The organism is Fulvivirga sp. M361, assembly GCF_007097395.1.
GTDB lineage: Bacteria > Bacteroidota > Bacteroidia > Cytophagales > Cyclobacteriaceae > Fulvivirga.
Genome location: NZ_VKDC01000008.1, coordinates 211115 through 230238, shown reverse-complemented (window position 1 = coordinate 230238; position 19124 = coordinate 211115). Strand labels below are relative to the sequence as shown.

Sequence of the window (19124 nt, the reverse complement as noted above, 5' to 3'; positions counted from 1 at the left end):
AGTGTTTTTGTATAAAAAAGCTAAAAAACCGTGCGATACTACTCAAGCTTATGAGGAACCGGTTCCTTGTCATTCATCGTATCACCGGAAGGGTAATCACTTGGATTGCACCCATATTGCTCCTTAAATTTCTCCCGGTAATATTTCAAGTCATTGATGCCTACACTGTAGGCCACTTCCGATACATTCAACTCACCTGTCAGGAGTAACTCTGCGGATCTCTTCAGCCTGATATCCCGGATAAACTGAACGGCAGACCGACCGGTAAGCTCCTTTATTCTCTTATAGCAGGCGGACTGGCTCATTCCCATTTCCCTTACCATCATCTGTACGGAGAAATTATCAGTGGTAAGGTTATCTATGACCAGGCCGGTGATCTCATCGAGGAATTTCTGCTCTGAATTAGGCAATATCGCTTCGGTAACGGGCTGTAAACGAATATGGGCTTCGTAATAGCGCTTGAAGTTTTCCCGTGTCGCTAATATACTGGCTACCTTGGCCAACAATATTCGGATATTAAACGGTTTAGTGATATAGTCATGGGCTCCTATACCTACTCCTTCCAACTCATAAACTGTGGCGGTCCTTGCCGTCAGCAGAATAACAGGGATAAAGGAAAGGTCCGGATCACGTTTTATGGCGGAAAGCATCTCCAGACCATCCATCTCCGGCATCATTACATCACTGATGATAAGGTCCGGCAGATAATGATGTGCTTTGCTAAGGCCCTCCTTACCATCAGCAGCGCATACCACCCTGTAGCGCTGTCTGAGATGCTTACCCAGGTAAGTGAGTACATCTTTATTGTCCTCAACGATCAGGACACACTGCTTTATGGCAGAAGGCTCACTTTTATGCTCAATGATCTGTGGTTCCTCTTCCATCGAAGGGTAGTGAATACGATCATCACTATCTCTGAAATCCTTCAAAAGCAGTAACTTATCAAAGTGGGCGCTGCCAAAGGGTATCTTCACTATAAATTCAGAGCCTTTGCCTCTTATACTCTTTACTTTAATCTCCCCTTTGTGCAGGTCGATGATCCCCTTTACAAGAGCCAGGCCAATGCCCGTGCCATGAATAGATAATGTATCGAGTCCCCCGACCTGGTAAAAGCGGTCAAATATCTTGCCTACCTCCTCTTTCGACATGCCAATGCCGTTATCCCTGACGCCTATCTCGAGGTAATGATTGGATAATCTGTTCTTTCCTTTTATTTTTTCAAAAATTGCTTCTTCAGCATCATTCCCCACGGACCTCATTTGTATATCAATCCTGCCGCCGGCTTTTGTATATTTAATGGCGTTCGATATCAGGTTAGTCAAAATGATCTCAAATTTATCCCGGTCAAAGGTCAGTTGGGTGGATTCTCTGTCTATCTGAAAATTGTAACGGATCTTCTTTTCATGGGCCATATGTTGAAAGGCCAGACATATCTCACGGGCAAATTTTATAAAGTTCCCCTCAGCTACCTGCAGGACCATATTGCCACTTTCCATTTTTCTGAAGTTAAGAAGCTGATTGGTAAGCGCCAGCAGGCGATTGACGTTTTTCTGGATAAGGCCCAGTTTTTCTGAAAAACCAATCACTCCGGGGCCCTCTTCAATAATCTCTTCCAGCGGGCTATGGATAAGGGTGAGAGGAGTTCGGATCTCATGTGATATATTAGTGAAGAATCTTATTTTTTGCTTATTCAGGTCCTTTTCCTTTTCTGCCAGCACCAGATCATGCCGCAATGCAGACTGGCGTCTCATCAAAAACCCGTATAGGTATAACAGTCCCAGGATGAGCAGGGAATAGGCGAAAAACGCCCACCAGGTAGCCCACCAGGGTGGCAAGATGTTGATCCGGAGAATGCGGTTTTCACTCCATTGACCGTCACTATTAGACACTTTAGCCATGAACCGGTAGCTTCCTGCCCGAAGATTGGAAAATGTTACACGACGCTGGTCCGCATTTTGATAAACCCAATCCTGACTGTACCCTTCCAGCTTGTAGGCATATTTGTTCTGACCGGGATTGGCGTAATGCAACCCAAGCAGGTCAATCGTAAATTCATTTTCGGCAGCCTTCAGGGTAATTTCAGGAAGGTAGTCGAGTTTTTTAGGCAACAATACCCGGTCATGGATACGCTCCCCTACACTTACCGAACGGTTGAAGATCTTAAGATCGTCAAAGATCACCTTCGGCTTGTGAGGGTTAGGGATGATCTTTTCAGGATCAAAGTAATTCAGCCCGTTGATCCCGCCAAAGTACAACTGTCCCTTATCATTTTTGAATGCCGCGCCTATTTTGAAAGAATTTGACTGCAGTCCGTCATTCACATCATAAGCCACGAAGCTGCTGTCTTTAGGATCAAACCTTACAAGTCCCTTGCCTCCTAACCACAGGCTTCCTGAATTATCCTCCAGTATAGACTCGATGTCATTGTCTGCAAGTCCGTCTTTCTCTGTAAAATGCTGAAATACAACACCACTGGGACTTTCAACGGCTTTATTTAGACCCCCTCCAATGGTGCCCACCCAAAGGGTATTGCTACTGGTCCTCAAAACAGGCCACACATAATTGGAACTGATCGACGACCTGTCTGTCACACTGAACCGGTAGTTTTCCACAGCCATCTTCGAAATCCCGGGAAAGGAAAGCTTCAGTAATCCGGCATCCCGTGTTCCAAGCCATATCACATGAGCATTTTGCGGATCGGAATATATGTATGTCAGATTATTAGTAGGCAGGTAGTTGTTCTCATTCAGGGAAGCCAGTATCTTTTTCGTAGCTATGTCCATCAATGTCACTCCCTGATTGAAGGTAGCTATCCATAACCTTCCAAAGGCATCTTCACTGATGCCTATCACCTTGTCACTGCATAGTCCCTGTTTTCCCCTACTGGAGAATTCCTGTATCGTCCCGTCTTTTTGTAAAAGTCTGAGCCCATTGAAGCGGGTACCGATCCAAAGCTGTCCGGTACGGTCCCTGTGGAGGGCCGATATATGTCGCTCAGGCTCATAAACAGTAACCTCTCCTGCCGCATTGACCCTGGCAAGACCGTGACGGGTACCGACCCAAAGCTGGTCATGGTCCTCGTGGATTGCTGTGACGTAATTATCAGGAATTGTGGTATTGGTATTGTTAATGACCTGGAATGGTTTGGCTTGCAGATCAATAAAATATGCGCCACCTCCGGAAGTACCTATCCATAGCACATCGAAGGAATCTATCATCAGGTCATTTACTCTGTTCGTGCTAAGTTGATTGGATACAGTATAGGTATACCCCAGGATATATTTGCCGTCTTGCTTTCTTTTTAACTGCACTACACCCCCATCGTATACCCCGACCCAGATATTCTTATGATAATCTACCACTATATCACTAATAGAACGGTCCTCCCATAGAAATAACGCTTCCCAACCTGCCATGCCTGACATCCTATATAATCCTCGATCTGTAGCAACGATCAGGACATCGTCCAACACCCCCATGGAATACGCGGACCTGAAAAGCCCGGTATGTACTCTACTGATCTTACCATTACCCGTCTCAAGTTGCCACAGGCCATGGGCCTTTGTACCTATCCAGACCTTTGAATCAAAAGCCAGGATTTCCAAAATGGTGACTTCCAAAGGCATTGAGAAGTGTGTGAGATTATACCCATCATCGGTCCACGTTATTTTGTTCAGACGGCCCTGGGTTGTCCAATACCATATATTGCCTTCGTCGTCTTCCACGATCTGCTCTATTTCTTCGCTTTCGCTATTCCCAATTAACATATTGCAAAAACGGCCGGTCTCTGACTCATAGTAGGAAATGAAGTTCTTCTCTGTAACCATCCATACCCTGTTCCGGGAATCACAAAATAAGTCCTTCATCCGGTTGTTCGGCAAACTGAGGCTATCTTCAAAATCATGCTTGAAGGTCTGAAACGTATATCCGTCGTACCGGTTCAATCCGTTATTAGTACCCAGCCAGATAATACCGGATATATCCTGTACGATGGCCACCACGTCACTGTGAGTAAGCCCATCATTAACGGACAGATGATTCAGGCTGTATTGAGAAAATGCAGCCTGGGAAACAACCTGAAGGCAGAAAAGCCATACCACATGCCGCTTTAATAAGCAGCACTTCAGAACCCGTTCCTTGTATATCTTAAACAAGTCATTACATTCATTCGGACTATGTATCGGGCTCATCGCATTCATTTCAACCACTTATCCATCAAAATTGAAAGATAACTTAATCATTCTCGCTGGAAAAAGCAATCCAACGATCAGATCCTGTACTTTGTCACGGATTACAGGTTAAACTGATTCACTCCGTCCACCACCCTGTTCCTGAAGTCAAGTGTATCTCTGGCCGTATGGATGATATCGTTGACTTCAAAGGTATAGTTAAGTATCACCTCTCTGGCCATCCTGTTCACCCTGGATCCCCCGTCATCCGTAACCGGTGTTGCCCCGGGAAAGCTGATAATGTCAATCGTATTGTCATCGCCAATAGCTATCTTCATTTTATCACCTGACTGCCTCGATTCCCCAATACCTTCTACAATGAGTGTATCCGGAGCGTGCATAGTCAACGCTATAACGTCATCTATACCTCCGGGGTATATGACGGGTTCAACAGGATCACCCTTTTCCATTCGGGTGATCCGCCCGCGCTGCACGTAGTTTCCAAAGAGCTGGTTGATGTAAGAGAAAGAAATGGTGGTCGTGGTGAGGTCGGCCAATATCGAATCTGCTCCTATGACTTCTTCCAGTTGAAAACTCAATGCATAATTATGTCCAAGAGCAACAGGGTCTGACAAAAAGATAGCCGAATCTGCCTTGATGTATACAAACCCCTGTACTTTTCCGGCAGGCACGATTATGGTGTTACTTACAGGCTGTCCGTCAGGCCCTTCCAGCCTGTAGTGACTTTCCGGAAGCACAGCATACCCTGCATCCACGGTAGCTGTCGAGTCCAGTGAAAAAGTGACCTCTACGTCTCTGTCATTTGACAATCTCCCACCCAGCACCACACCTACACCAATCTTCATCCCTTCATCCATTATGAAAGTCCGTGCTATTTCTGCCTTAGGCAAGTAGACTGCCGTATATTCAAATTCGTTCTCGACAAAATCATCATAACCACAGGAGGCAAGCAAGGCTCCCATGGCTAACAGGATGATCGTAAACATTCTCTGGTTATTGTAAAGCATATCTCTGATTACTTAATACTTTGTCATTTAATTTCTTCTGTACAGACATTTAGTTACGATGTTATTAAAATACCAAGGCATTCTACAGACAAAATAACCTCACACCCAATAACTTACCCTCCATCTACCATCCCTGATTCTGTTCCAGGTTAGTGTTCAACAACAGCTCTTCATAGGGTAGTGGCAGATAATAGTTCTTTGCATCAAAAACACGATCTTCCACACTGATCTCCTCATGACTGAAGGTATTGTTGTCATTTCTGAGGATCTTCATACCACGTACATTATCCATAGTATCAATAATCCTCCATCTCCTCAGGTCATGAAACCGCTCACCTGAAAAGGACAGTTCTATCCTACGTTCATTTCTAACCAGCTCCCTGAAATCATCTGTCGATAAGGCAACTGCATCCAGATAGGGGTCAGGACTGATGCCGGCACGCTGCCGAACGAAGGCCAACGCCTCCCGGGCAGAAAAAGTCATTCCAGGTGGAATGGTATTGGGCTGGCCGTAGGCTTCGTTAGCTGCTTCAGCATAGGTCAGATACATTTCTGTCAGTCCCAGCTGCACGTAAACCTTTGGCAGATTAGTGACGGCATCATTCACAGAAGGATCAAAATCAAGGTCATTCAGAAATCTTTTCAGGTAGTACCCCGTACGGGTACCCACATTAGGGATAAAACCACCGAAATAGTCCCTTCCACCCTCAAAGATCTCCAGGGTGTCATAGTTCTGGCATCCGGAGGAATTGTCAAAACAATGGTCCCCGTTGAAGAAAATGAACCGGTTAAAGCGCGGGTCCCTGTTTGCATAGGGATTGTCAGGATCGAAACCGCTTTCCACGGCACTGATGGGATATCCATTGACTGCCGGAAATGCGTCGACCAGATTTTGTGATGGGTTCACTTCACCCTGGCCAAACAAGGTCGGAGGATACAAACGTCGCTCCAGGCTGTTGTTCTGTCTGAACAATCTCAGCCTCCAGATGTGGTCCGGGTTGTCCTCCCTTCTGAAATCATAGGGCTGAAGGGTCTTTAACCCTCCGTTTTGGATGATCAATTCATGTGCCAACTGGGCTGCACGCTCCCATTTGCTCACGTCATTCGTAGGATTAAATGCCGGACTCGCTGCAAGTAGCGCCACTTTGGCCTTAAGCGCATGAGCAGCCAGACCGCTGGCTCTGCCTGTTTCTATGACACTGTATCCGGGATTGCTGTTCCCCTTTCCGGAATAGATTAAAGGAAGGTACTGAATGGCAGTATCCAGGTCCATCATAACACGATCTACACATTGTTCAAAAGAAGCCCGGGACAGAGTGGTGTAGTCACCGGAGGCCAAAATACTGTTGATGATGGGAAATCCCAACATATCTCCTGTGGCTGCAGATGGCCCGCTGTAGATCCTGAGTAACTCCCACTCTGCAAAGGCTTTCAAAAAATGGGCTTCCCCAAAGTAACGTCTAAGCGTTCGTACGTTCTCCAGCGAATCCTGGGCGGCAGGCTTAAAAGGGAGTCCGGTGTTATGGACCTCCTCTATGTATTGGACCACCTGCCGGATATTGTTGTAGGATCGTTTCCATAGGTTGCCGAACGGATTATCAGTAGGCCCCCAAAAACCGGTAGCCAAATGCTGGGGAGAGCTACGATTGACAGCATTGTCTGTCAGGTACTCTATGGAAAAGTCACTAAAATAGTTAAAGGCATAATCCGAATAAATATCATTGATCAGGCCTCGTGACTGCTCCCTGAAGTCGATCACTTCCTCTGTCTTCAAAGTCTGTATTTCATCCTCCAGGAATTCCTCACAACCGGCAAGGCATAAGGTGATCAGAAGGATTATAGTAAGCTGCTTAGGTAAACGTTTCATATAGATACGATTTAGCGATGTTATGTTAAAAACTGATGGAAGCCCCGAGGGTGAAATTCCTCATCATGGGATACTCGAATAAACCGGACCGTGTATCTTCAGGGTCCAGCCCTTTCATTTTACTGAAAAGTGCGAGGTTACTGCCCCTGAGAAATACCTTGACATTGTCCACCCGGATCCCGGATATCAACGACCCGGGCAGCGAATACCCCAGTTCTGCAAAAGAGATCCGGAAGTAATTACCTTTTACCAGCCAATAATCGGAGGTACGGAAATTATTATCATTGACCGTAGCGCTCAACCTTGGGTTAGCATTTCCGTTGGGCAGATCTTTGTTCACACTGCCATAATAAGTGCCCAGTCCTGAATGCCTGTAATAGGAAATATCTGATAGGTCGATATCATAGCCGGCGGTCCCCGAGCCCACTACGTCAAGGTTAAAACCGCGATAACTTGCTCCCAGGCTTATACCATAATTCACTCTGGGGCTGTTATTCCCGATCTCTACCTGGTCCCGGACGTCAATAACGTTGTCACCATTTTGGTCCACATACCGAATATCACCGACCTGCACATCTCCAAACTGGGGCAGGGCATCAGCAATATTTTCAGCTGTAAAGAGCCCATCACTTTCGAAACCCATAATCATATCGTCGGGACGTCCCACCGTAAGGCGGTAAGTATCCGGATGCTGTACCTCTGCCACCTTTTTCAACGTCTTTTTATTGTATCCCACGTTGATACCGGCATAGTATTTTAAATCACCTCGCTGTGCATCATAGGTAAGGGCGGCATTTAATCCTTCACTCTTTCTTTTTGTATAGTTAATGAACGGAAGGTAGGCATCGTTACCCAAAGCATCGGAAAACAGCGTTCCGGCCTGTATCACCTGATCATTGATAGAGATATTGAAATAGTTCAGTGCGAGTGAAAGCCTGCCAAGAAGTCTTACATCCATCCCTGCAAAAAGCTGATCATAGGTAACCCAGTCGATGTCCGGATTGCCAATCTGGCTGACCCTGAATCCAAATTCATTTTGCCGCGTATCAGCTATTCCTGTATAAAGAGTACTGTTGTTCCGGCCACCTGCCCATGTATCGAGGTAAAGAAACGTGGATGCCGTGTATTCGGTGCCGATCTGACCAAACGATCCGCGGAACTTGAGGAAATCAATCACCTTACTGTCCTCCAGGAAACTTTCCTCCGATGCTACCCATGCCACGCCAAAGCTGGGAAACATCCTCGTCCTGTTATCTCCAATGAATTTAGAACTACTGCTTGAGTTCAGATTGGCAAATAGAATGTATTTATCCCGGTAAGCATAGGAAGCATTCAGGTTGAAAGTCAGATTACGAACATCCGGTTGGCTGGAAGAGCGCGTAGGAACATAGTAAAGCAGGTGACTTAAATTGATATTTAGCTTGTCTGAACCAAAGGATCCGGAATAGCTAAGATTTCCGCCATAGGTAAAATTCCTTGCTACGCCGGAGCTGGTTCTGCCCACATCCAGTTGTCTGAACTCTACGGTATTTACCCTCAATGCGAGAGAATCGTCCCCATTTTGATCGGTAAGGGTTTCCAAAGTGTAGGTACCTGGCGTATTGTTAGCCTGCAAAGACTGGGAATTAAAAGTCCGTAGCAGCAGGTAGGTCTGATAATTCAACCCGGGCACAGACTCGCTGAAATCAAAATCAAACCCAAAGTCGAAAAACATATTGGCGTCATAATCCGTGCGGATACCCCCGGCCTTCAGTTCCGACAGTACGTTGGTCTTGAATTGATTGTTCACAATGTACGTGGTATCACCAAACGTAAGAGGGAATGCATTGGCAGGCGTAGTAGTGATCCACTGGAACATCTGGTCGGCGCCTATAACAGGGCGCTCATTCTCACCAAACTGGCCGTAGACACTGGCGTGCGTGGAAATAAGGTCACTCAGTCTCGCCCTGATCTTTGTGCGGAAGGTTATGTCCCGGCCATTGATCCGACGGCCTACACGCTCCAATCCCTTCCAGTCACTATAACCCACAAATGCACTATATACGGTATTATCTGTACCTCCAAAAACGCCCAGTGAGGCAAAATTTGATGGGGTCGAGCTTTTAACAAATTCATCCATGTGGTCCACATCCGGAAGAAGGACCGGGTCGGCAGCACCATTCCGCCAGGCATCCAATTCTTCCTGACTGTAAATATTCCCAAAACCATCGTTGCTGGCCGCCCGGTTAATAACAGTGGCATATTCATACGCATTCAAAAGCTCCGGTAAACGGGTAGGCTGATTGACGCCGTGCTGATAGTTTACCTCTACTACAGCTTTTTCCGTATTACCACTTTTAGTGACCACATAGATAAGTCCATTATCGCCAAGGATACCCATCAGGGAGTTAAAAGTAGCATCACTCAGTACCAGCACTTCCTTCACCTCACGCAGGTCTACCTGAAGTCCTCTCGGCTGTCCATCGATCAGGATGAATGGGGTGCCTCCATTGAGAATATACGAATACCCCCCGTCACTGCCGGGAGTATTGGTACCCCGTGTGATCCGTAATCCAGGCACCCGGCCCCTCAGTGCTTCCGACAGGTTGTTTCCCGGTGTTTTTCTCAGCTCGTCGCCAGACACTCTGAATACGGAGCCTGTGGTCTGGCTAAGATTAAACGTACCAAAAGGTGTTTTCAAAACCCTGTCGCCGCCAGTTCCTCCAAACCGTGAAGAGTCCTGCACCTGGGCTCGGTCCGCGGCAGGCACGTGCACAGGATCTCCAGAGTACGCATGGGAGGAAGCCAGAGCGATACCTGGCACATTTTCCTTATTTTTCTTTCCCTGTCCATATGTATTGCCCTGCATAAACATACTGAAACATATCGCAGAGATGCAGATGCTTATTTGTGTAAAATTCAACCTCATGTATGACTATTTATAGTAACATTGATATACTGTTCACTTGTCTGATCTACCATCCGGGTGTTTGTCTGAAGGATGGAACGGCTGCAATTTCACTGGAAGGAATAGGCCACCAGTAGTGGCGCTCGTTAAACGTCTTACGCAGATTGTCCTGTTCTTCAACTGTAAAACTGAACCCTGTCGGATACGTTGGAGTAGGACCACCTTCCCAGCGCATAACCAGGAATTCCACTTTCTTATACTCTTCCAGATGTGCTATCTTCCATCGGCGCAGGTCGTCGTAGCGATGTCCTTCAAAGCACAGTTCCACGGCCCTCTCTGCCCGGATCCTTTCCCGCAACGTTTCCCTGGAACCACTGTAAAGCGGGTTGACATCGGGCATACCTACCCGGTTACGGACCCTGTTCACTGCCTGCAGGGCAGTTAGGGAAGCACCGGGTGCAGTACCCGCAGGTCCGAAAGCTTCATTGACGGCTTCAGCGTAGTTGAGATATATCTCTGCCAACCTGAAATGGATATTGTTCACGTAAAAATCCCAGGAGCCACTGGCACCGGATTGCCAAAAGGCACCATTGGGCACCCACTTCCGTATTCTGAGCCCTGTCAGGTTCATCACCCGCCACAGGCGCGATGCCGGGGTCGCAGGATCATGAAGGTCCAGCCCCCTCTTCCCTTCTTCATTCACCAGTGCAAGGTCAGCAAATCCTGTCTTATTAATGGCGCCTATGGTATGTTGCCAGGGTACCCCGTCAAACAATATCGCATTGTAAAATCTGGGGTCTCTGTTAATAAAAGGGTTTTGGGGATCATAGGAAGGATCATCGTCAATATCCAGTCCGTTCTTTGTTTCAAAATAGTCTATAAAGCCTGCCAGAGCACCAATATTCATGGGGTTCGTATTGCCCTTTATAATATCAAACCCTGCAGTGAGACTCAGACGTGGGATAGGGTTCAAAAAATTGCCGTTGGGCAGATCAAACAATGGATTCAGTTCCATCAGAATGACTTCTTCCGGGATAATCTTGGCGGTACCCGCACCTACAAACATACTGCGGTAGGATGTGAGTTGTACAGGTTCAGATACCAGGAGATCTGTCCCACCCAGATCCACGTCCATATTAATGGCGTCACTGGCATCAGTGAACTGGTACAAGCCGGTTGTATTAGCGTGGTCGATCATGTCCCTTGCTGCCGAAGCTGCAGTTTCCCATAATTCCTGGCTTCCCGATGTATTAGCGAGAGGGCTGGCTGCAAACAGGGTGATCCGGGACTTTAGGGCCATAGCAGCGCCTTTGGTAGGCCTTCCATATCTGCCCGAATCCCATGAGGTGGGAAGCAGGTTGATCGCCAGGTCCAGGTCCGTCAGCATGTCGGTTACGTTGTTCGCATAGGTGTCCCTTTCGCGATCAAATGAAGCATTTAAATCAAGGTTCGTTTTCAGGTATACCAGCCCGCCATGGCGTTTGGTCATAAGGTGATAGAAATAGGCTCTCAGAAAATAAGCCTGGCCTAGCAAACTGTTAATCTCCTCCTGGCTGCTATTCTGTATTTGATCTGCTTTGTCGATGAATGTATTCACCGTCCGTATCCCTTTCCACCCCTGGTAGTAACGGTCTACAAAATAGGGAGTGGTCTGCGCATTGGAGGGTCTGTTCATCAGGCTCAGATAATCTCCCTGCGCATAGATACTAAAGGTCTCCGGGAGGCTCCTGTCCAGTCTCCCGGAGTACCCCTCGTCCGACATTGTCATACCGGGCAACCAGTCTGAGCGATGATCCCGGGCACTGGTTTCTGCAATGAGTCGTGTATAGGCGCCATCCAGAAAATCGCTGGCCAATTGAATATCGGAAAACACATCTTCTTCCTGGAGCCCTTCGAATTCCTCTACTTTGTTCAGGTAGTCTTCACACCCGGAAAGCAGCCAGAAAGAAGAGAAAACTATGCTGTAAACTATTTTTTTCATATTGGTAAAAATTAACATTAGAAAGACGCCCTTACACCAAGGTTGATACGCCGGACTATAGGATACAAGCTGCCGGCAGAATTCCCTTCAGGGTCGCCAAAATCGATGTCTGAAATGGTGAAAAGGTTATTACCATTGGCATAAAGGGTCAGATTGCTGATGTTCCTCACATTATCCATTTTGAAGTCATAGCTTATACTCAGACTTCTCAACTTGAAATAATCAAGGTCTATGACCCTTGCCGTGTGCGGCGCAAACAGGTTAGGATTGTTTTCCGCATGAAGCGCCGGGTAAGGTGCATTACGATTATCAGGTGTCCAGTAATCCAGTTGTTCCGGCCGGCCGGCAGCTTCTCCGGTGGGCAGTGCATATGCCAGATTTTCCCTGATGAGTCCCTTATGCCCAAACACACCGTTAAAGGCAGCATTAACAGACACTCCTTTATAGGAGGCCGACAATCTGAAGGTATAACTATTTTTGGGTGAGTTAGGCAGATCAAACCTTACCTGGTCTTCATTTTCATTACCTATTACGGTTCCATTGGCATTGTAATCGATGTAACGGTAATCACCCAACCCCGGATTACCGGCAAATTCGGGGTAATTGACCACTTCATCAATGTTTTGGAAGTAACCATCAGCCTGCAACAGTGAGGTAACACCGCGAGGTTTACCACCTGCCTTTGCATACTCCGGGGTACCGGCCCCATCTGCCACACTGGTTACTACCCGGTTTTCGTTAAAACCATAAAACCCACCGATGGAATATTTGAAACCACCCGGTAAGGTATTACGATACGTCAGTTCTATCTCCCACCCATGGCTTTTCGATTCGTCCAGGTTGGCAAAAGGAAGCGCCGCGATGGATCCTACATAGCTCGGTACAGCGGCAGAAGGCCTGCGGATAAGATCCTCTCTCCGATCATTAAAAAACTCGACGTTGCCGGTTATTTTACTGTCCAGCAGGCCAAACTCTATACCTATATTCTGCTTGGTCACTATGGCCCATGACAGGGCAGTATTTCCGATCTGGTCCTCGCCGATCACACTGAGTGGCACGTCGAAGTCCTCTCCAAAGTAATAGCGTGTTCGCTCTCTCCCCCCCAGGTAGTCAAAAAAGCTAAGGTACTGCCAGCGGGCAAACTGGTCCGGGTTCCTGCTTATCCTCAGGCCCGTCTTCTGGCCTGTTTGCCCAAAGGAATACCTGATCTTAAAATTGTTCAGGAAGGGGATGTTTTCCTTTATAAATTTTTCATTGGCCGGGTTGTAACCAACAGCGAAGGAAGGGAAGAACTGAAACCTTTCCCCACGGGCAAAGGTCTCATCCCCATTGTAGGAACCGCTTACTTCTGCAAAGTAGCGGTAGTCATAGTTATAAGTGGCCCGGCCTACCCAATCTTCATTAAATGAGGGAAAGCTGGTACCTATGGTCCTTTTTAACCGGCTGAACAGCGCCATTCCCGTGACACTATGCTTATCAAACTCATTTTTATAGATCAACTGGCCGCGGAAGTAAATGTTCTCCTGGTTGCTGTTGAGGTTTTCACTGTTGAGGTTGTGCTCTAACGGGCGGGCATAGTTTCTGCCTTCAAATGAGAACCAGGACCCGTCTCTTTCCAGGGTATAGGCATCTACACGAGGATGCAAGACTGCATTCCAGGTAGTAGTTTCCGAACTCCTGTAGTCGGTAATAAAATTGTATTTACCCACGAGGGTAAGGCCTTTTACAAAAAAATCCAGCTTTTGTCTCAGCTCAAAGTCTGTCGTAAAAACCGTTTTGTAGTTCCGGCCCACCCCGAAAGTATTCAGGTCAGCAAACGGATTGGCACCTGCACCAAACCGGGGTTCGGCTAGACCCGGATACAACTCATCAGGATACTCCTCCATGACCTCCGCCGGATAAAGTGGCACCACGCCTCCCGGCGCCGATGCATACAGGCCTCCAAATACTCGCCCCAGGTTTTGCGGGCTGCCTCCTTGTATCCGTGGCTGACTTTTATCTTCAAAACGGCTGTGAACGCTGGTTTTCAGGGTGGTAGTTTTGGTAATTTTGAAGTCAAGATTAGCACGGAAAGAGTAACGTTTGAAATCAAACTCCGGGTCGTAATTGTAGAATTTGGCAGTCTTTACGATATCCCCTTCTTCCAGATACCCCACTGAAGCGAAGTACTTCACAAAATCGTTCCCTCCGCGAAGACCAACGTTATGGTTATGACTGGTCACTGATTTTTTGATCATCAGGTCAAACCAGTCTATATCCGGATACAGGTAGGGTTCGTCGCCTTCCCGCCAACGGGCCAGGTCTTCTGCACTGGAATATCCTGCATTATAGGCCTGGTCATTCAGTATACCCAAGTTCAGGGCCGACTGTGCATCAAACGCTCCCAGGACGTCAGGGGTAGTGGTAGGGGTCTTAATCGTATATTCGGAAGTAAGCGTAACTTTGGGCCTCCCTTTTTGCCCCCTTTTAGTGGTAATAATGATCACACCGTTCGCCCCCCTGATCCCATAGACCGCCGTAGCCGCACCGTCCTTAAGGATACTGATGTTTTCGACATCACGGGTGTCTATATTGGAAAAACCACCCACGATCTCGACACCGTCCACGAGAATAAGAGGGTCTGAATTACCACGTATGAAGATCTGACCGTCCTCGCCGCCCGGCTGTCCGGATTCCACCACTACGTTCAGTCCGGGTGAAATGCCGCTGAGTGCATTGGCCAGGTTAGGAGAGCCCACTTTCTGGATGTCCTCACTTTTGATCTGATCGATGGCGCTAAGCACACTTTCTTTTTTCTGCTCGCCGTACCCGATCACCACCACCTCCGTCAGGCTGACAATACTCAACATCATGGACAGGTCTATACGGGTCCTGCCATTGACCTGGATTTCCTCCATGGTGTACCCGACAAAGGAAAAAATAAGTGTAGCTCCTGACTCTACTCTGACATTATATGTGCCGTCAACATTGGTGATACTGCCATTCTGTGTGCCTTTTTCAATGACCGTAACCCCCGGTAAAGGCTCACCATTCTCATCACTTACCACTCCGCTGACCAGGGTCTGCGCCATGGAATAACATGAAATGGCAATAAAAAACAGTAGTAAGTTAAAGTGCCTCATATGACATGGTTTTGTGAAAACTTGTTTTTGTACCTCATCAGGCGGTGAAAGGGTAGGTTTGCCTTCCTTTCAATGCGAATGGAAATTTCACGGAAATATCTTTTTCAGCGAATGGGCAAATTCGCTTTACAAAAGGGGTAATCTCGTAATGGTACTTTAGGGGATATTTTGTGTGAGGATGGGCTGGTCCATTTTGCAGTGAGATATCATACAAGGGTCATTAATACGGGTGTTTCAAAGTATACATAAAAAACATTCGATTGGAATTGGATTCACAAAATTCCCACTGACCGTGATAATCGGTATGGATGAGGTTCAGTGGGACTCCAGAGGAAATCTATGGGGCCGTGAAATCGATGAAAAGGAGATCATCAAAGCCTTAGTTACCAGTAACATTGAATTTACGTTGCATTGGGGGAAAAATGCTGCATGGGATTATCCCCGATTGATAGACACGAAGGATGACGAATGGGTGGACCAATGAAGCAGACTGCTTAGCTATGAGATGGCTGATATGTTTTCTAATGACTTCCTGAGACGAATAGGCCTGGCCGGATATAATCGGAATATTCCTACCATTGTGTAAAGTCACCGGACGCTAATTCATCCATATACACCTCCCCCATGGTTTGGTCATTCTCTTGATGACTAACGGCGGGTAGTACCTGTCCCATCCGTCCCCATCCTGTTCTATAACTTCTCTAAGAGATTCATTTGTACCCCCTCAAAAGTGATCTTAACAGGTTTTATAAAACCGTTATCATCAAATTGCATCTTTTCAATACAGATCACACGATGGTTATGATGTGTCTCTGTTAACGGACGTCTATGATAAACTATATACCATTCATCTTTGCCGGGCACTTTAATCATTGAATGATGTCCGGCTCCGGTGGCGATCTCTGGGTCTTGCTGAAGTACTATACCTATACGCTCAAAAGGGCCAAAAGGTGAGTCTGCTATAGCATAGGCCACTTTATAATCAGGACCACCCCAGCCACCTTCTGACCACATGAAGTAATATTTGTTATTCCTGATGAACATAAAAGGACCCTCTACGTAGCCATCAGGGGTTATTTCTTTAAAAATGCTTCCGTCCTGATGAGGTTCAAAACGTGTAAAGTCATTTTTTAACTTTACCATATTACAATGTCTCCAGCCTCCGTAGATCATATAATACTGACCATCTTTATCCTGAAAGACAAACTGATCAATGGGCTGTGCTCCATTGTGGATTTCTCCTAACAGAGGTTTTCCCAGGTAGTCTGTAAACGGCCCTTCGGGCTTGTCAGCAACAGCCACTCCAATACCTCCTAAAGCTTCATTGTTCTGAATGTCATTTGCAGCAAAGAAGAGGAAATAACGATTGTTCCTTCTGATAATAGAAGGAGTCCACATTGCACTATCAGCCCACGAGATGGTGGTAGTATCAACGATTCGTTTATGCTTTACCCACTTGATGAGATCTTTGGATGAAAATGCATCCATAAATACCTGTTTGTCATAGGCATCCGAATAGGTCGGATAGATCCAGTATTGATCGTCAAAAATGACTCCCTCAGGATCCGCATACCACCCGTCCAATACCGGGTTACCGGCAGTTTTAGCGTTCTGAGCATTAAGTACTCCTAACGCAAAAAACAATACCGGAATGAGTAGCCGTTTCACTCCTCCCAATCTATTTCTTAGGTTTATTGGTCATATAAAAGGTTAGCTTACCTCCCTTTTGAATATCCTCATGGGTGATGTATCGCCTATTTAGCACTTTGCCATTCAGTTCTACTTTCTTTACGAATACATTCTTATCATGCTGATTTTTGGCATCCACTATGAATTCTTTTCCATTTTCTAAATGAATGGTAGCAGAAACCACAGAGGGGCTACCCAGCATATACTGATCAGACCCTGGCGCTACGGGATAAAAACCTAATGAGCTAAACAGGTACCAGGCGCTCATTTGTCCAAAATCATCGTTTCCTCCTAATCCGTTTGCCATAGGGCGGTACATGGCTTTTAAGATCATTCTGATCTTGTCCTGGGTTTTCCAGGGTTGGTCTGTCCAATTGTAGAGATAAGCTACGTGATGCGAAGGTTCATTACCGTGCACATAGTTGCCTATGATCCCGTCCCGGGAAATGTCCTCGGTATGTTCGAAATACTTGTCCGGAAGTTTCATAGAAAAAAGAGAATCCAAGTGTTGTGAAAACTGCTGCTTCCCTCCCATCATCTCTATCATCGTTGCCGGATCGTGCGGTACATAAAGGCTGTAGTTCCAGGAGTTACCTTCGATAAACCCCTGCCAGTGTGTATCCAGCGGATCAAACACTTTCACCCACTCTCCACTGACTAATTTTGGCCTCATAAATCCTGTTTTCGGATCGAATACATTTTTGTAGCTTTCAGAACGCTTCATAAATTCTTTATAGACATCCTCTTTTCCCAATTTTTTGGCTATCTGAGCAATACACCAGTCATCATAAGCATATTCGAGCGTTTTGGAAACAGACGCCCGGCTCTTATCTTCCGGCACGTATCCTCGATCAATGTATTCCCCGATGCCATCAAAATAGCGGACATTGGCGGTTTCTATACAAGCCTCCAATGCGTGTTCCACATCGAAATCCGCATTGCCCTTAATGATGGCATCTGCTATCAACGACACACTGTGATAGCCTATCATGCACCAGTTTTCATTCGCATGATGGGACCAGACCGGCAGCATATGGTGAACACTCTGATCATAATGGGCAAGCATAGACCGGATCATATCCTGGTTACGAGCAGGTTGCAGAATATTGAACATGGGGTGCAAAGCACGATAGGTATCCCAAAGTGAAAAGCTGGTGTAATTGATAAAACCATCCGCCGTATGTGTATTTTGATCCAGACCCTTATACTGACTATCCACGTCCATGTAAACCGTAGGCCCAAGGAATGCGTGATACATGGCTGTGTAAAAATTGATCATCTCCCCTTCGCTACCGGCATCGGCAGTTACTTTATTCAGTTCTTTATTCCAGGCTTTTTGAGTTTGAGATCTCACTGCATCAAAATCCCATCCGGGAATTTCGGCCTGCATATTCCTGATCGCTCCTTCGGTGCTCACCGAAGACAGAGCAAACTTTATTTGGATCTTTTCATCTGCTTCCGTTTCAAAATCAAAGTGTGCGCGAATTTTCTCATTAGCCGCCTCCGGAAAGTTATTCTTCTGATCAAACCTTCCCCAAAAACCATTATAGGGATGTTTTTCATAACTCTTAAAACCATAAGACCTGACCGGTTTGCTGAACGCCATGGCAAAATACTGTGTCCTTGTTCTGGCCCATCCGTTAGTGGACCTGTACCCTGTGACGAGCGTATCGTTTTCCATTCGTATAAAAGCCCAGGTGGTCTTTTCATCATAATTGTAAATGCCGTGCATCATATCCAGGATAATATGTGCGTTCTGAGATGCAGGAAATGTATATTGATGCATCCCGACACGTGTAGTGGCCGTGAGTTCTGCAGTAATATTGTGATCCTCCAGCTTTACCTTGTAATAACCTGCTTCAGCGGTTTCATCGTCATGAGAAAAAACGGACCGATATCCATTCTCCGGCCGGTCTGCCGTACCCGGATTGAGTTGTAACTCACCTGTGGTAGGCATGATCAAAAAGTCCCCTAAATCTGAATGTCCTGTACCACTGAAGTGCGTATGACTGAAACCGACAATTGTTTTATCTTCATACTGATACCCTGCACAATACTTATAAACATCTCCCGTATATTTTCCATTTACGGCATAGGGTATCGTATCCGTATCCGGACTCAATTGTACCATCCCAAAAGGTGCGGTAGCTCCCGGGTAAGTATGTCCCATACGTGCAGTACCGATCATAGGGTCGACATATTGGACGAGGTCAGGGGCTGAGGATGGCTGGGTATTCTGCTCTTTGCTGATACATCCCACAACGACCAATAGCATAATGTACGGATAAATTTTAGCTTTCATTCCTGTGTGTTTTGTTGGTTAGTAGTTAGTCGTAAGTCTATAGTTGTGAGTCATGAGTTTTCAGTTAGTCTTGTACTGA

General features: G+C 46.5%; 9 protein-coding genes. 1 reads left to right on the top strand and 8 read right to left on the bottom strand.

Annotation, left to right across the window (positions count from 1 at the left end):
- Window positions 1–38: 38 nt before the first annotated feature.
- From FNH22_RS11575 to FNH22_RS11550, 6 genes are all read right to left on the bottom strand, one after another.
- Complete coding sequence (locus FNH22_RS11575; RefSeq protein ID WP_185154190.1) at window positions 39–4190, bottom strand: two-component regulator propeller domain-containing protein; 4152 nt, start codon at window positions 4188–4190, stop codon at window positions 39–41.
- 101 nt (window positions 4191–4291) lie between these two features.
- Complete coding sequence (locus tag FNH22_RS11570; protein WP_143398534.1) at window positions 4292–5197, bottom strand: DUF1735 domain-containing protein; 906 nt, start codon at window positions 5195–5197, stop codon at window positions 4292–4294.
- A gap of 124 nt (window positions 5198–5321) precedes the next feature.
- The gene (locus tag FNH22_RS11565) at window positions 5322–7064 is read right to left on the bottom strand and encodes a RagB/SusD family nutrient uptake outer membrane protein (protein ID WP_143398533.1); all 1743 of its coding nucleotides are present in this window, start codon (window positions 7062–7064) and stop codon (window positions 5322–5324) included.
- Window positions 7065–7089: 25 nt separating this feature from the next.
- The gene (locus FNH22_RS11560; protein WP_143398532.1) at window positions 7090–9972 is read right to left on the bottom strand and encodes a SusC/RagA family TonB-linked outer membrane protein; all 2883 of its coding nucleotides are present in this window, start codon (window positions 9970–9972) and stop codon (window positions 7090–7092) included.
- 46 nt (window positions 9973–10018) lie between these two features.
- A complete protein-coding gene (locus tag FNH22_RS11555; RefSeq protein WP_185154189.1) occupies window positions 10019–11932 on the bottom strand; it encodes a RagB/SusD family nutrient uptake outer membrane protein in 1914 nt (637 codons plus the stop codon).
- A gap of 17 nt (window positions 11933–11949) precedes the next feature.
- A complete protein-coding gene (locus FNH22_RS11550; protein WP_143398530.1) occupies window positions 11950–15054 on the bottom strand; it encodes a TonB-dependent receptor in 3105 nt (1034 codons plus the stop codon).
- Between the two features lie 304 nt (window positions 15055–15358).
- Here FNH22_RS11550 and FNH22_RS11545 point away from each other — a divergent pair, with 304 nt between their 5' ends.
- Window positions 15359–15538, top strand: a complete 180-nt coding sequence (locus FNH22_RS11545; protein ID WP_143398529.1) for a hypothetical protein — start codon at window positions 15359–15361, stop codon at window positions 15536–15538.
- A gap of 206 nt (window positions 15539–15744) precedes the next feature.
- Here FNH22_RS11545 and FNH22_RS11540 read toward each other — a convergent pair whose 3' ends face one another.
- The gene (locus FNH22_RS11540) at window positions 15745–16722 is read right to left on the bottom strand and encodes a glycoside hydrolase family 43 protein (protein ID WP_221420266.1); all 978 of its coding nucleotides are present in this window, start codon (window positions 16720–16722) and stop codon (window positions 15745–15747) included.
- Between the two features lie 10 nt (window positions 16723–16732).
- The gene (locus tag FNH22_RS11535) at window positions 16733–19045 is read right to left on the bottom strand and encodes a GH92 family glycosyl hydrolase (RefSeq protein ID WP_143398527.1); all 2313 of its coding nucleotides are present in this window, start codon (window positions 19043–19045) and stop codon (window positions 16733–16735) included.
- Window positions 19046–19124: the final 79 nt, after the last annotated feature.